Genomic DNA, 13590 nt, shown 5'->3' on the forward strand with positions numbered 1-13590 from the left:
TTTTTCTCACTTACAGATCATCTTCTAGTCTGAGCTTTGATTAGTTGTTACTAGAACATCTCTCATCATTTTTGCAGCAGAACAGCGCACCCGACAACCCGATTTAATTTCCCACCAGCCCCAAGCCCTATCTGGAGATTGCCACAACTGCAAATGGGACACTTCTGGAAGACAATAAAAGTTTTCTTGTCCGAATCCGAGTAACCCCGAGGTGAGGTGAGTGAAGGGATCATGACTGACCCGATAAATAGGAAATGACCCGATTAAAGGCACGCCCCAACCATCAACAGCAATTAAACTGTTGACAGTTCCCCCTTGCTGTTGCCAAATCCATGCTGTCGCGATCGCGCCAACAACACCTGCACTAAAACCAACAAAAGATAAAGCAGGAGGAGAGGGATTCAGTTGTTGAGACAGCCAGTGGTAAATCTCGATCCCATTATACGGAGCAATATTTGTGGGAATAACCAAGCATTTTGGATCAGACGGGTGAGACAAACCGATCGCGCTGATGAAGTTTTGAGTCAGTTGGGGAGGATGAAAGCCTGGACAAATGATAATCACGTTTGTTGAGTTGAAGGTGAAATGAGTCTTACCAATGATCAGAAAAAGTTCTTGATTTCAAATTAACATCTTTTAAAGAATGACCTGACTGATGAACTAAAAGAGAGATAATAAAACTAGAAACAATTCAAGTGTCATTGATCCCCTAAAAGAAAAGTTTCTAACGCTTTAACTGCATTTCAAAGGAGGGGATTCGGTCATGAAGGGATTACAACTGTGTGAAATTCTGCTGATGATCGCCCTACTGGTGATTAGTATCTCTAGCTTAACCTATTTTCTAGGTGCGTTCAGTTTTCGTTTAGCTCTAATTGTTGAATTTACTCTAATTACAGCAATGTTAATCGCTGGCTTTGTTCTTTTTGAACGAGCTTTCAATCATCCCTAAAATCACTCAGAAACAAATAATATTGAGTTATTGCAATATCCAATCATTTGTCAGATTGCTCGATGTCAAAAACTGATTCTGTAAAGGAAAGGAGGTCTAATGAAACTCACTAGCCCTGTCTTTGAAAATAATGGGATAATTCCTCAAAAATATACTTGTCAGGGGAATAACATTAATCCGCCTTTGATGATTCGTAATATCCCTAATGGGACTGTTTCTTTAGCGTTGATTATTGATGATCCAGATGCACCAATGAAAACTTGGGATCACTGGGTAATGTGGAATATAAAACCTGTTGCAGAAATTCCAGAAAACTCTGCTTTGGGAGAACAAGGGAAAAATAGTTGGGGCAATAATCATTATGGGGGACCGTGTCCTCCTAATGGGACTCATCGCTATTTTTTCAAACTTTACGCGCTTGACTGTGATTTAAACTTATCAAGAAAAGCAACGAAATTAGATTTAGAAGCAGCAATGGAAAATCATATTTTGGAGAGCGTTAATTTAATTGGCTTATATCAAAAAGTTTAATTGCTAAAATTAAGCAACTCAGCAATCTTACCCTTGTGAACTGACATATTTTTTCAAGGTGGGGATTAAGGTAAAGCGGGTGATTTTTTGATTGGTTTGCTTTTGCAGTAAGCAACGGCGGTTTAAGGAGCTAAGTGCTGTCATGACATAAGATAAATCGTTGATATCAGAAAGATTGTGTTGTATTTCTTTTAAGGTTAATCCTGAATTAGATGCTGCTAGATGAGTCATTACCTGTTTTTCTAAGGGTGATAAACGTTGGAATTGTTCGGAAAAATAACGAGATAATATTTCACCGATAAAGAGGGGATTTGAGTCTAGTAACTCATCAAAATTACCATCAAATAGGGTTTGGGCTGTTGTCACCAATTCATTAATCGCGATGGGATGACCGGAATAGTCTTGTGTCAATCGAGAAAGTAAGTTTTTATCAGCAATATTAATGCCTTTTTTCGCAAGAATTTCTTTTACTGTCTCGACTGTTAAGCCGTTGAGAGTCATGAAACGAGTGGGTAATTGATCGCCGGCTAGCGTTATTAATTCTAAGGGTGTTTCTCGGCTTAGGAGTAAAATACTACTTTGATGACGGGTTTGAGCCACTTGTTTTAAGAGGTCTCCATAATTTTCATATCCCCCTTGATAATAACTGGCTAGGTTGTTCGCTTGAAAGACACTTTCAAAGTTATCTAGAATGACTAAACAACGAGATGCTCGAAATTCTTCGATTAAGTCTGCAATGAGAGGGGGATGATTATCATTCGTTTCTATTTCTTGCGAATGACGAAAACAAGCCATGAGATCCCTGAGGAGATTGTCTAAATGGGGAACTCCTCGCAAAGATAAATTGCGCCAAATCACATAATCATAATTATCAGCAACACTTTCAATAAGACGCACCGCGATCGCGCTTTTGCCAATTCCAGCCATCCCCAATAGCCCCACTAACGGACATCTCTCTTTGATGAGATCGTTTTCTAAAGTTGTCAACTGCATTGTGCGCCCGCAAAACGTTCCCACCACAGGGGCATCTCCCCAGTCAAGATGATCAGTTGTCTGCTTTTCTGCCTCTTTTTGCAGGTCATTGATCTGTTTTTGATATTCTTCGAGAATGATTTTTTGCAGTTTGGCAAATTTACCAGGTCCTGCACCTTCAATCTGAAACTTCTTATAAACCTCACCCAAGCGTTTCTGGAGGGCGTTACGCTGTACGCCTAATCGTTGCGCGATCGCGCTTAGGTCTTCTCCTTCTAAGGTATCCAGCAACACTTGTAACTCACCCTCTGATACACCTAACCGCTTGGTCAAAGACTTCAAAAATTCTGGGGGAACAACCATAACTTACAGTTCTACAATTTGACTCATTTTAGTCTCACTTTATCATGTCACGGAGTAGAAAAGTGAGATTGAGGCGGGAGTCGGTGACGATCCTAGGCTAGAATCAAATCAGTTAGGGATGAACTCTTAAACCTAAAACATGGAAACCGTCTTAAATCTAGAACCCATTGTTAATCTCACCCGAGAGAAATTTTATCAACTGTGTTTGGCTAATCCTGATGTTTTGATGGAGCGATCGCCAAAAGGAGAATTAATTACCATGTCCCCAATCGGAGGAGAAGGAGGTCGTCGAGAAGCCTATTTAATCGCTAAGGTTGGGATGTGGAACGAACAAACTCAGTTAGGAGTGGTGTTCAGTTCTCAGACGATATTTAGCTTGCCAGGTGGAGGCGACCGCGCTCCTGATGTGGCTTGGGTAGAAAAACAACGCTGGGAAAACTTAACTCAGGAAGCAAGAGAAGGATTTCCGCCCCTTTGTCCAGATTTCATTATCGAGTTGAGATCCCGCAGCGATCGCCTAAAACCCCTCCGAGAAAAAATGCAAGAATACTTAGCCTCTGGACTGCGGTTAGGGTGGTTAATCAATGCGAACGACGGACAAGTTGAAATTTATCGATCGCGAACCGAACAAGTGGAGGCGCGATCAATGCCCGCTATTCTTTCAGGAGAGGATATCTTGCCAGGGTTTGAGTTATCTTTAGACCTGAATCAGCTTTAAAACATACAGGCGATTATCAGGTTCTGAGGTCATCAAAATTGACGAAATCTCACATAACTTAATAGAAGCAGTGAGTCTTCATTTGGAGGGGGAAAATCCTGCTGAGTTTGGTTTAGTGGCTCAACCTTCTTTAAGTGTAACCTTTTCCGAACTAGCTGAGCATTTTTATGATTGAGGGGCTGCTCTCATTTAGATTTATAAGGATTAGGTGGTAATGATAGGATCAACTAAGTTGGGTATAGAGTCTTAATTGTGATGACAAGAAAAGAAGAGTTAATTCAGGCGATTCAGCAATCCTCAGATGAATTGGTTTCTCTACTCTGGGAAAGGTTTCAAGAGTTACAACAATCGTCGTCAGAAGCAAACAAAACTCAAGATGACTCAGAAGGCTCGAAGTGTTCACAACGGTTGCATCGCAAGCAAGGTATTTTGGTGATTAAAACTGGGGCTTCAACTCCATTGGAGATCACAGAATTAGTTAACAAAGTCAGAGAAGAACGGATTCAAAAGCAGATAGGAGACCTTAATTTGTGAGGGTTTTGTACGATACATCTGTTCTAGTCGCTGCCTTATTAGTGGAACATCCCAACCACGATCGTGCTTTTCCTGAATTAGAGTTAGCAAAACGGGGAGAAGTACAAGGATATCTTTCAACTCACACTTTAGCAGAACTTTATAGATGTCGCCGTAAAACCAAGCGTCTTTAAGACGTTGGAGCGTCAAGCAGTGATGACACGGTTGCCTCAACCACTGAAAGTTTTACCAGAGGAAGCACAAGCACTGATCACAAACTTAATACAATACCTGACCCCTGTATCATTATTATCCGAGGAATATCAGAGTGTCATTGCAAGGATGGTAAAGTTTCAACTAACAGGTGGTGGAATCTTTGATGCGCTCATTGCTCAAGCTGCTTTGAAGGTACAAGCGGATTGTTTAATTACCTTGAATCCAAAAGACTTTACTCGATTGGGCGAGGAGGTAGCCACAATTGTCAAAGTTCCCTCTATGTAGAATATTTTGTTTTTTAGGGGTGATAAGTGAGATTAAAGTGAGACGCTACAATTCACATAAAAGCTAAAGCATCATTCAGTCATTTTCTGCTATAGTGAAAGTCAAGGAAAAAAATGCCTTTACTCACAAAATAACAGTCGATTGGCTGGGTGCCTCATCCACTCAACCTTTGGAGAAAAACCCATGAGTCAGAATTCTTCCCGCCGTCAAAAAGCAGCGAAATGGGCGGGAAAAGCGTCTTTATTCGCAGCAAATCAGTATTTCCAACAGAAGCAACAACAGCCTGAAACCCCTCAAGATACAGAGAAAACGTTAGATCTCAACATATCGGAAACCCCTCAAGACAAACACGATAAGCTAGATCAACCGTCTCGTCGTCACAAACTATGGAAATGGGGAAAGCAAGCCTCTTTATTCGCAGCAAGTGAGTATCTTCGTCGAGATCATCCGCAAGGATCTGAACCGAAAAAGCCCACACTTCTCGAAACCTTCTTAGAAATTATCAAAGTCAGCGTCTATGCAATCTGCGCGATCGCGCTGACTATTTTATTATTAACCCTTCGCTTTGGCTATGGTGTCCATTAAATTTTTCTAATCAATCTATCATCAACTAGGAGTAAGAACACAATGTCCTCTAATAACAATCAACACAACGACACTTCACATCAAACAACACGACTAGTAAATCGCTTATGGAATGATCCTAAATATCAAAAAGCAATTAAACAAATCAGACAAATTTCTCAGGAAGATTACCCGTTTACGAAAGAAGCACTGGAAACAACAAAGTCTAATCTCAATGAGCTAGAGAGTAAACTCAGCCAAGAAATAGCAAATATTAAAGCAACAACTCAGGGAAAAGCGAAAGCAGAAACAGCTAAAGAAGTTACTACCCAATTAGAGGAAACTAAACAAGATTTAGACCAAAAAATTAAAACACAAATTAAAACTGTTCACGAAGCATTGGAAGCAAAAAAGAGTAGTTTGGATTACTTTACGATTGCATTCATGGGAAAAACCAAAGCTGGAAAAAGTACGCTACATTCAATTTTAGCTGGACAAGGATGGGATAGCATTGGTGTTGGGAAACAACGCACGACTCGCTCCAATCGCTTCTATACATGGAATAACATCCGCATTATTGATACGCCTGGAATTGGTGCGCCAGACGGAAAAAGCGATGAAGAAACTGCGGAAAGTATTATTAACGAAGCCGATCTGATTGTTTTTGTTGTCACTAACGACAGCCAACAAGAAATTGAGTTTGAGAAACTGAAACTCTTAAGAGAGAAAGCCAAACCACTTTGTATTTTAATCAACGTTTTGAAGAACTTTAATGATCCGTGTCGAGGAGACTTTGAATTAAAGCGGTTTCTGAAAAATCCTGAAAAGCTATTTAATGATCAAGAAATGCAGGGTCATTTTAACCGCATTCAAGGTTATGCTCAAAAATATTATGGAAATGATTATTTCTCTATTATTCCTGTTATGTTCTTAGCTGCACAACTCTCTTATCAAGAGCAACATCAGCAACATAAAGACCAACTTTGGGAAGCCAGTCGAATTGAGAATTTTTTAGAGCAAATTCGCTTATCTATTGTCGAACAAGGAACAATTCGCCGTTCTCAAAACTTACTGGGAAGTACAGCTAAACCAATTAAAGATGCTTCCTTGTGGGCGCAAAAGCAAGCAACTTTTTATCACAAACTCGCTCAAGCAATTAGAGAAAAGCCCAGTAAAGTTGATCGAGAGATTGATCGAGCAATGCAAGAGGTTGAGAAAAACTTAAAAAATGAAATTGCCAAAGTATTCAAAGAACTTAAGAATAGTGTCTCTCAATTTGCTGAATTTCATTGGAATAGTTCAGAAGAAACACTTAACCGAGCATGGAAAAGCAAACTGAAACAAGGAAAGTATGAAGAGAAATTAAATAACTTTAGTGAAAAACAATGGAATAACTTTACTAAAAAAGTACAGCAATTACTAGAAGAGATTGGAAAAGATTTACAGTTTTCTGCAAAGCTAGGCGGAATATCGGGATTTAAGCTCAATCAGCAAGATACATCAGATAATAAAAACTTGTTTCGATTTGGTGGCGGTTTTTTAGCTATTGGTCTTCTTATACCTGTACCTGGTGTGCAAATTATAGGAATTGCAGGATTAGTCATGAATCTTGTGGCTAACTTGTTTGAATCAAAAGCAGATAAAAGACGTAAAGCAGTTCAAAAAATTAGTCAGTCATTAAAACAGCAAATTAATCAACAGGAATCACAAGTTACAAATCAAGTAACCGCAGAATTTCGCAAAAACTGTAACCAAGTTAAGACAGAAATTACAACCTATCTTCATCAACTCATATCTGGTTTAGATGCTATTTCTAAAGAGATCAAGACATCTGAACAGAATTTAGAAGCATCAGTTAATTTACTAAACTTGGCTTATGGAAAACGCATCATTGATTGGAGTCAAAAACGTTACGAACCTCTCACTCAAGATGAAATTAATCGTGAAGTAGTGAGCGTGAAACGAGACATTGGTAAAAAGATTATGATTGAAGTTAAAAATCAGTTGACTATTACTCGCTCTCAAGAGGAACTAGATTCAATTAAACCTCTTGCATAAATACGGAATTTCGTGATTTCAAAGATTACTATAAAAACTTTAGCAACTAGCTTTTCGAGAAAATATTACCAATTATAAAAATAAAGCCATGAATACTCATCCTAATCAAAATTCTGAAGTTACAGCTAACAAAATCAGCCAACTGTTTCAAGCTAACCTGAATCAATTTGAACAATTTCTATCTAGTCAAGACAATGAGCAAATCAAAGCTATTCAACAAGAGTTACGTCAAAATTTAGATCAATACTATGAAAATGGAATTCTGACCATTGCCTTTATCGGACAATATAGCGCAGGAAAATCTACCATTATTTCTGCTTTAACTGGAAGACGAGACATTTACATCGACGCAGATATCGCCACTGATACTACTACTTCCTATGATTGGAATGGCATTAAAATCATTGACACCCCTGGACTTTATACAGATCGAACCGATCATGATCAAATCACTTACGATGCAATTGAAAAAGCAGATTTACTGATATTCTGTTTAACCAGTATGCTGCTTGACAATATCACAGCCGATAATTTCAAAAAACTTGCCTATGATCAAGGCTATGCTTGGAAAATGATGTTAGTGATTAACAAAATGTCCCAGGCTTCAGGAGACGAACAGGAGTTAATTACGAATTATAAGGATAGCCTCGCTAAAGGTTTAGCCCCTTATTCTCTCGATGCGTTTCCACTCTTGTTTATTGATGCAAAAGATTACTGTGAAGGAATTGATGAAAACGAAGAATTTTTAGTTGAAGTTAGTCGCTTTCCTGAATTTATTGAACAATTAAACGATTTCATTAAGCAACGAGAAATCATGGCTCGTCTCGATACACCTGTTCGCATTGCACTTTCGAGTTTGAATAAAACTGAATCAGCAATACAACGCGATGATGATGAAGATAGTGCTTATTTAGAGTTGGTTAATCGTTGTGCAATTAAAGTAGAAAAAGAAAGAACTCGTTTTCGCACTGATATAGAAAAAATTGCGCTTGACCTCTACTCAGAAGTGAGACAAGAAGCTAACCCTTTACTGGATAGCCTAGGGAATATTGAAAGTGAACAAGAATGGAATCAGTTAAGTCGTAAAGCAGATCAGAATATAGAAAAACACTGTCAATCAGCACAGGAAAAATTAGAGAAAGTGGCTAATCAAGCACAGGTTTCTCTTATGGAATCTCTGGAAGATATTTTACAAGGTAACTTAGCACAAACCTTAATTCAACGCCTAGAAAATAATGATCAAGTAGCAGCTAAACAAGCTGACCAGAATAGTTCGCAATGGAAAAGCAAACTTAACAAACTTCTGCAATTGGGTGATTTTGTCAGTGGTACATTATCAAATGCTGCAAAAAATGCAACACCATTAGTGGGTGCGAATGGTTTTCTTAAAGCTAGTAACGTCGCTGGTAGTGGTCTTCATCAGGGAGTTTACCAAATCGGAAAATTGTTAGGGGTTAATTTCAAACCTTGGGGTGCAGTTAACTTGGCTAAGAATGCGGGTAATGTTGCTAAAGCTGCTGGACCTGTTTTAGCGATTGGTGCATTCGTATTGGATATAATGAACAGTAATGAAGAAGAAAAACAAAGTGAAGAATTATCTCAAGCTCGTAAAGAAATTAACAGTGACTTTCAAGATATGGCTCAACAATTACAAACCCAATTTGAAAGTATAGGGCGAGAAGTGGAACAACAAATCTACGATGAGACAGCAGAAAAAATTGAACAAATGCGAGAAGCTCACTATCAAAACATTGGTCAAAATCAGGAACATATGCAACAATTGAATAGTTTACGCCAAGAGTTTAAAGTGGTTCTTTCTGAAATTGATCAGTCATTTCATTAACAATTGACCCAGCCAATCAGATATTTTTTTAAACCTCCCTTACCAAGATAGGGTCGTTTCATTCTATTTTTTGTCCGTTCGGTTATGTTACACCACTTCTAACCAACAAGCACTACGTTGTAGGGTGGGCAATGCCTACCCTATTTTCTTTAATTACGTTAACAAATGATTCTGAGTAACAACTGAAAATTGAAAGCCGAAAGAAGCGCGATCGCGCTCTTGTTAAGCTAAAGTTGGCAGCGATCAACGCGATAGGAGGCTAAGGATAATGGTGGAAGCAGTTTCGCAACTGATGACTTTAGAGGAGTTTTGGGATTGGTATCCTGATGGCTATGGTCGCTATGAACTGAGAAATGGAGTACCAATTGAAATGCAACCAACAGGAACACATGGGCAAGTTGGTGGGTTTTTGTCGGCTGAGTTGGTAGTTGAAATTAAGCGGTTACAGTTGCCCTATATTATTCCCCTAGAAGCCCTAATTAAACCCATTAATACAGATAAATCTGCCTATAATCCTGATGTGACTGTTTTGGATCAAACCGCGCTAGAAGATGAACCGTTCTGGAAAAAGCGATCAACCATTACTTTCGGAAAATCCATACGGGTTGCGATTGAGGTGGTTAGTACCAACTGGCGAGATGACTATGGACACAAACTCATGGACTATGAAGCCTTGGGGATTCCAGAATATTGGATTGTTGATTATTTGGGGTTAGGGGGAAGACGCTACATTGGATCGCCCAAACAACCAACGTTTTCTGTTTATCAGCTAGTGGATGGGGAGTATCAAGGACAACAGTTTCGAGGTAGCGATCGCGTTATCTCTCCAACCTTTCCTGAGTTAAATCTCACCGCAGAACAGGTGTTTGCTGCGGGAATGTAAAGTTATCTGAAATCCTCCTTGGGAAGGGGGTTGGGGGGATTGTTAGACCAGTCTTATGTAGCAACTAAGCTGTTACGCAATAATACGAAGCCCCAGCGCGATCGCTGCTTCCGAGTTAAGATCTGTTGCTGCTGTTCATTTTTAACCAGCCCAACACCTGATTGACACTCAGCGTTAATTCTAAATCTTGCAAAACTGGAAGAGCGCGATCGCCTTGGTACAGTGCAGGCTGTTGCTGTTGTTGTAACACTAAAATGCTGATATCATCGGGATCGATGAGCCAACCGAGATCGCTGCCATGCTCTAAACAGTAGAGAATATTTCCTAACACTCGATTCGTTCGCTGTTCTGGAGATAGAATTTCAATCGTCCAATCGGGAGGCTGGTTAAAATGATCGGGAACATTCCCCTCTGCTGTAAACGGGATGCGCTCCCACCGAAAAACTGACACATCAGGGACAATCGATCGCTGTCCAAAGCTGCATCTCAACTCTGGGAAAGCATAAGCAATGTTTGCGTCTTCTGCAACCTGATTAATGATCGCACAGAGCTTTCCCTGTAAGCGACTGTGTCGTCCCTTCGGCATTGGCTTTTGAATAATTTCCCCATCAATATACTCACTGGCTGGTTTCGTTTCTGGCTGTTGCAGAAATTCTTGCAAGCTCAACGAGGCTGCTTCTACCATTTTGGCTCACTCGAAGGTTCATTTTTGATTTTAGATCAAAGGATAGGAAACGGCTAAAAACACAAAAGGTGATCCCCCCTAGCCACCCTTTTCTAAGGGGGAAAAGAAAGAAGGAAAGCGCGATCGTTAGACTCTGGGATAATTTGAATAAAGAAGTGTCAAAGCAGGAACAATTATGAAAACTTTAACCGACTATCAAATCATCTTGCGTCCTGATGATAATGGAACTTATGTTGCTTATGTTCCCGCGATTAAAGGATGTCATGCTTGGGGAGAAACCCCTGAAGAAGCTCACTCAGAATTAAATCATGTTTTTGCAATGATTCGGGAAGAATATTTAGAAGCTGGAAAACCCTTACCCAAGGATGTTGAAATAACTATTTGTAATGCCAGCTAAAGCAAGAGTCTTGGAAAAAGTAGCGAAGAAATTAGGCTTTCAGAAAGTTCGCCAAAGAAGAAGCCATGCTCGTTGGAAACATCCAGATGGTCGTTCTACCACGATTCCGATTCATGGAAATGCTGAAATTGGGGGTTAGTTATTCCAAGAAATTCTTGAGCAATTAGGAATAACAGAAGAAGAATTTAATGAGTTGAAATAAACGTCAATAATACTGAACTGTTTAAGTATTTTTGAACATTATCAAGCATGGCAACCGCAATGACAGGTTACAGAATCTCAAGCCATGAGAGTGACTCAGCTTCTCCCAAGCAAGATGAAAAGCACTACAATAATTTAAAACCTTATGAATTGTCAAACTTATTTATTGCAACTGCTTTCTCGTCGCGATTATAGCCAAGAAGAACTGCGAAAAAAAGCGATCGCGCAAGGATTTGAAGAAACAGAAATTATAGAAACATTGCAGTATTTACAGGAAATTAACGTTCAATCCGATGCTGATGTTGCTGAAAGTTTAATTTTGGGATATCTGGGAAAGTATGGAAAACGAAAAATCAAACAAAAATCCCGAGAAAAGGGGATCAGTGATGATTTGTTTGAACAAATGTGGGAACAATTGGCGGATCAGCGAGAGAGAGAAGATTTATCTCACTTGAAAGACAAGGTGATGCGGAAATATAAACTCACGCAGTTTTGCGATCTTGATCCGAAAACGAAGCGCAAAGTGTTTAACTTTCTCCAATATCGGGGGTTTAACCCCTTTCAGTTGCTTCAGCAGTGGCAAACCGAAGAAGAGTGAACTCGCACTAATATTAAAATAGATGGATAAGTGTTTAGTTTAGTATAGTTGGTTAAAAATTATGTCAGTTTTGGCAGCGATCGCGGTTTTGGCGGTTTTAATTATCGTCCACGAATTGGGACATTTCACGGCAGCCCGAGTCCAAGGAATCCATGTTAACCGATTTTCCATTGGGTTTGGTCCCATTTTATGGAAATATCAAGGACCAGAGGTGGAATATGGGATTCGTGCGTTTCCGTTAGGTGGATTTGTAGGCTTTCCTGATGATGATCCCGACAGCGAAATTCCCCAAGATGATCCGAATTTACTGAAAAATCGTCCCCTCGGCGATCGCGCCATTGTGATTAGTGCTGGGGTGATTGCAAACTTTATTTTTGCCTATTTCCTTCTTGTCACCCAATCAGCAGTAGTAGGGATTCCCGAACCGCAATTTGAACCAGGCATTAAAGTTCCCGAAATTGTCAATCAAGAAGACTCTCCCGCCAGAGAAGCTGGCTTAAAAGCAGGTGATGTCATTCTCGCAGTCGATTCACAATCTCTCGGCGAAGGTCAACCTGCAATCCAAACCTTACAAACCGAAATCCAAAATTCGGTCAATGAACCTTTAAGTTTAACCGTTAAACGGGAAGCAGAAACTCTAAACCTCTCTGTCACCCCTCAAGCAGGAGATGATGGGAAAGGAAAAATTGGGGTTTTACTCTCTCCCAACGGAGAAGTTATTCGCAAACGTCCTGATGGTTTCATTGAACCGTTTACCCGAGGCGCACAAGAATATCAACGGATTTTTACCCTCACCTTCCAAGGCTTAGGACAATTAGTCAGTAACTTCCAAGAATCAGCCGAACAAGTCGCAGGCCCCGTCGCGATTGTTGCTGTTGGTGCAGATATTGCCAGTTCTGATGCCAGCAGCCTATATCAATTTGCAGCGTTAATCAGTATTAACTTAGGGATTATTAATATTCTGCCCTTACCCGTCTTAGATGGCGGTCAACTGGTCTTCTTGCTTTTAGAAGGCGTTCGTGGCAAACCCTTACCCAGTAAAGTGCAAGATGGGATTATGCAAACGGGAGTTGTGGTTTTACTCGGTTTAGCGATTTTCCTCGTTATTCGTGATACCGCAAACTTAGCTGTGGTTCAGGAATTTTTCCAATAATGAGCGAATCGCAGCAAGAACGGGCGTTAGCACTTCTCGCCCGTCTCAAACAGTTGTATCCTGATGCGACTTGTACCCTTGATTATGAAACCCCGGTGCAGTTGCTGGTGGCGACGATTCTTTCTGCACAGTGTACTGATGAACGGGTGAATAAAGTGACCCCTGAGTTATTTGCCCGTTTTCCTAATGCAAGCGCGATCGCGCAAGCCCCCCGCAGTGAAATTGAATCTCTGATCCGTTCTACAGGTTTCTATCGCAATAAGGCGAAAAATATCCAAGCAGCCTGTGAAATGATTGTCTCTGAGTTTGACGGGAAAGTCCCAGATACCATGCAGGAGATTCTGAAACTGCCAGGGGTCGCCAGAAAAACGGGAAATGTCGTCTTAGCCCATGTTTATGGTATCAATGCCGGGGTTACCGTTGATACTCATGTTAAACGGCTTTCTTCACGGTTAGGATTAACGGAACACAGCGATCCCAAACGCATCGAGAAAGACTTAATGGCACTATTACCCCAACCCGACTGGGAAAATTGGTCAATTCGCTTAATTTATCATGGTCGCGCGGTTTGTAAGGCAAGACAACCGTTATGTGAAAGTTGTTCTCTGGCTGACCTTTGTCCCTTTCCCAGTGCCAATAGTCCTTAAATTCGATAAGATAG

Annotated in this window: 18 protein-coding genes; 15 read left to right on the forward strand and 3 right to left on the reverse strand. The window is 40.2% G+C overall.

The features are described from left to right. Positions 1-24: 24 nt before the first annotated feature. Positions 25-564, reverse strand: a complete 540-nt coding sequence (locus tag PCC7418_RS17255; protein WP_015227471.1) for a hypothetical protein — start codon at positions 562-564, stop codon at positions 25-27. A gap of 199 nt (positions 565-763) precedes the next feature. On the opposite strand from PCC7418_RS17255, the gene PCC7418_RS17260 reads away from it, so the two are divergent. Together PCC7418_RS17260 and PCC7418_RS17265 are read left to right on the forward strand one after the other, a co-directional pair. After that, positions 764-949 (forward strand): hypothetical protein, encoded by a 186-nt coding sequence (locus PCC7418_RS17260; protein WP_015227472.1) that lies wholly within the window; start codon positions 764-766, stop codon positions 947-949. A 99-nt stretch (positions 950-1048) separates the two neighbouring features. Then, positions 1049-1480, forward strand: coding sequence for a YbhB/YbcL family Raf kinase inhibitor-like protein (locus PCC7418_RS17265; protein WP_015227473.1), 432 nt, complete (start codon positions 1049-1051; stop codon positions 1478-1480). 27 nt (positions 1481-1507) lie between these two features. On the opposite strand, the gene PCC7418_RS17270 is transcribed toward PCC7418_RS17265, so the two are convergent. Further along, positions 1508-2815, reverse strand: coding sequence for an NB-ARC domain-containing protein (locus PCC7418_RS17270; RefSeq protein ID WP_015227474.1), 1308 nt, complete (start codon positions 2813-2815; stop codon positions 1508-1510). 139 nt (positions 2816-2954) lie between these two features. Between PCC7418_RS17270 and PCC7418_RS17275 the strand changes: the two genes are divergently transcribed. From PCC7418_RS17275 to PCC7418_RS17305, 8 genes are all read left to right on the forward strand, one after another. Then, positions 2955-3533 carry a Uma2 family endonuclease gene (locus PCC7418_RS17275; protein ID WP_015227475.1) on the forward strand — a complete coding sequence of 193 codons (579 nt, stop codon included), beginning with the start codon at positions 2955-2957 and terminating at the stop codon, positions 3531-3533. A gap of 255 nt (positions 3534-3788) precedes the next feature. Beyond that, entirely contained in the window at positions 3789-4067 is a 279-nt protein-coding gene (locus PCC7418_RS17280; protein WP_015227476.1) for a hypothetical protein, read from the forward strand. Between the two features lie 5 nt (positions 4068-4072). Then, positions 4073-4240 (forward strand): PIN domain-containing protein, encoded by a 168-nt coding sequence (locus tag PCC7418_RS21040; RefSeq protein WP_235620718.1) that lies wholly within the window; start codon positions 4073-4075, stop codon positions 4238-4240. A 22-nt stretch (positions 4241-4262) separates the two neighbouring features. Next, the gene (locus PCC7418_RS21045; protein ID WP_235620719.1) at positions 4263-4547 is read left to right on the forward strand and encodes a hypothetical protein; all 285 of its coding nucleotides are present in this window, start codon (positions 4263-4265) and stop codon (positions 4545-4547) included. Between the two features lie 183 nt (positions 4548-4730). Beyond that, positions 4731-5132 (forward strand): hypothetical protein, encoded by a 402-nt coding sequence (locus PCC7418_RS17290; RefSeq protein ID WP_015227477.1) that lies wholly within the window; start codon positions 4731-4733, stop codon positions 5130-5132. Positions 5133-5174: 42 nt separating this feature from the next. Beyond that, positions 5175-7169: a GTPase gene (locus PCC7418_RS17295; RefSeq protein ID WP_015227478.1), complete on the forward strand. Its 1995-nt coding sequence runs from the start codon at positions 5175-5177 to the stop codon at positions 7167-7169. Positions 7170-7257: 88 nt separating this feature from the next. Then, complete coding sequence (locus PCC7418_RS17300) at positions 7258-9012, forward strand: GTPase (RefSeq protein ID WP_015227479.1); 1755 nt, start codon at positions 7258-7260, stop codon at positions 9010-9012. A gap of 268 nt (positions 9013-9280) precedes the next feature. Continuing rightward, positions 9281-9895, forward strand: coding sequence for a Uma2 family endonuclease (locus PCC7418_RS17305; RefSeq protein ID WP_015227480.1), 615 nt, complete (start codon positions 9281-9283; stop codon positions 9893-9895). A gap of 115 nt (positions 9896-10010) precedes the next feature. Here PCC7418_RS17305 and PCC7418_RS17310 read toward each other — a convergent pair whose 3' ends face one another. Then, on the reverse strand, positions 10011-10580 hold the full coding sequence (locus tag PCC7418_RS17310; protein ID WP_015227481.1) for a Uma2 family endonuclease: 570 nt from the start codon (positions 10578-10580) through the stop codon (positions 10011-10013). Between the two features lie 175 nt (positions 10581-10755). Between PCC7418_RS17310 and PCC7418_RS17315 the strand changes: the two genes are divergently transcribed. From PCC7418_RS17315 to nth, 5 genes are all read left to right on the forward strand, one after another. After that, the gene (locus PCC7418_RS17315) at positions 10756-10977 is read left to right on the forward strand and encodes a type II toxin-antitoxin system HicB family antitoxin (protein WP_015227482.1); all 222 of its coding nucleotides are present in this window, start codon (positions 10756-10758) and stop codon (positions 10975-10977) included. After that, positions 10967-11116, forward strand: a complete 150-nt coding sequence (locus PCC7418_RS17320; protein WP_015227483.1) for a type II toxin-antitoxin system HicA family toxin — start codon at positions 10967-10969, stop codon at positions 11114-11116. Before PCC7418_RS17315 ends, PCC7418_RS17320 begins: the two co-directional genes overlap by 11 nt. 207 nt (positions 11117-11323) lie before the next feature. Then, positions 11324-11776 carry a regulatory protein RecX gene (locus tag PCC7418_RS17325; RefSeq protein ID WP_015227484.1) on the forward strand — a complete coding sequence of 151 codons (453 nt, stop codon included), beginning with the start codon at positions 11324-11326 and terminating at the stop codon, positions 11774-11776. A 61-nt stretch (positions 11777-11837) separates the two neighbouring features. After that, a complete protein-coding gene (rseP, locus tag PCC7418_RS17330; protein ID WP_015227485.1) occupies positions 11838-12929 on the forward strand; it encodes an RIP metalloprotease RseP in 1092 nt (363 codons plus the stop codon). Then, on the forward strand, positions 12929-13576 hold the full coding sequence (nth, locus tag PCC7418_RS17335) for an endonuclease III (RefSeq protein ID WP_015227486.1): 648 nt from the start codon (positions 12929-12931) through the stop codon (positions 13574-13576). The genes rseP and nth overlap by 1 nt, the downstream gene beginning before the upstream one ends. The last annotated feature ends 14 nt before the right edge of the window (positions 13577-13590 follow it).

Origin of the sequence: Halothece sp. PCC 7418 (assembly GCF_000317635.1) — a bacterium.
Classification (GTDB): Bacteria; Cyanobacteriota; Cyanobacteriia; order Cyanobacteriales; family Rubidibacteraceae; genus Halothece.

Coding starts and splice junctions, on each gene's coding strand:
- PCC7418_RS17260 (WP_015227472.1), top strand. CDS start 764: ATGAAGGGATTACAACTGTGTGAAATTCTGCTGATGATCGCCCTACTG.
- PCC7418_RS17265 (WP_015227473.1), top strand. CDS start 1,049: ATGAAACTCACTAGCCCTGTCTTTGAAAATAATGGGATAATTCCTCAA.
- PCC7418_RS17270 (WP_015227474.1), bottom strand. CDS start 2,815: ATGGTTGTTCCCCCAGAATTTTTGAAGTCTTTGACCAAGCGGTTAGGT.
- PCC7418_RS17275 (WP_015227475.1), top strand. CDS start 2,955: ATGGAAACCGTCTTAAATCTAGAACCCATTGTTAATCTCACCCGAGAG.
- PCC7418_RS17280 (WP_015227476.1), top strand. CDS start 3,789: ATGACAAGAAAAGAAGAGTTAATTCAGGCGATTCAGCAATCCTCAGAT.
- PCC7418_RS21045 (WP_235620719.1), top strand. CDS start 4,263: ATGACACGGTTGCCTCAACCACTGAAAGTTTTACCAGAGGAAGCACAA.
- PCC7418_RS17290 (WP_015227477.1), top strand. CDS start 4,731: ATGAGTCAGAATTCTTCCCGCCGTCAAAAAGCAGCGAAATGGGCGGGA.
- PCC7418_RS17295 (WP_015227478.1), top strand. CDS start 5,175: ATGTCCTCTAATAACAATCAACACAACGACACTTCACATCAAACAACA.
- PCC7418_RS17300 (WP_015227479.1), top strand. CDS start 7,258: ATGAATACTCATCCTAATCAAAATTCTGAAGTTACAGCTAACAAAATC.
- PCC7418_RS17305 (WP_015227480.1), top strand. CDS start 9,281: ATGGTGGAAGCAGTTTCGCAACTGATGACTTTAGAGGAGTTTTGGGAT.
- PCC7418_RS17310 (WP_015227481.1), bottom strand. CDS start 10,580: ATGGTAGAAGCAGCCTCGTTGAGCTTGCAAGAATTTCTGCAACAGCCA.
- PCC7418_RS17315 (WP_015227482.1), top strand. CDS start 10,756: ATGAAAACTTTAACCGACTATCAAATCATCTTGCGTCCTGATGATAAT.
- PCC7418_RS17320 (WP_015227483.1), top strand. CDS start 10,967: ATGCCAGCTAAAGCAAGAGTCTTGGAAAAAGTAGCGAAGAAATTAGGC.
- PCC7418_RS17325 (WP_015227484.1), top strand. CDS start 11,324: ATGAATTGTCAAACTTATTTATTGCAACTGCTTTCTCGTCGCGATTAT.
- rseP (WP_015227485.1), top strand. CDS start 11,838: ATGTCAGTTTTGGCAGCGATCGCGGTTTTGGCGGTTTTAATTATCGTC.
- nth (WP_015227486.1), top strand. CDS start 12,929: ATGAGCGAATCGCAGCAAGAACGGGCGTTAGCACTTCTCGCCCGTCTC.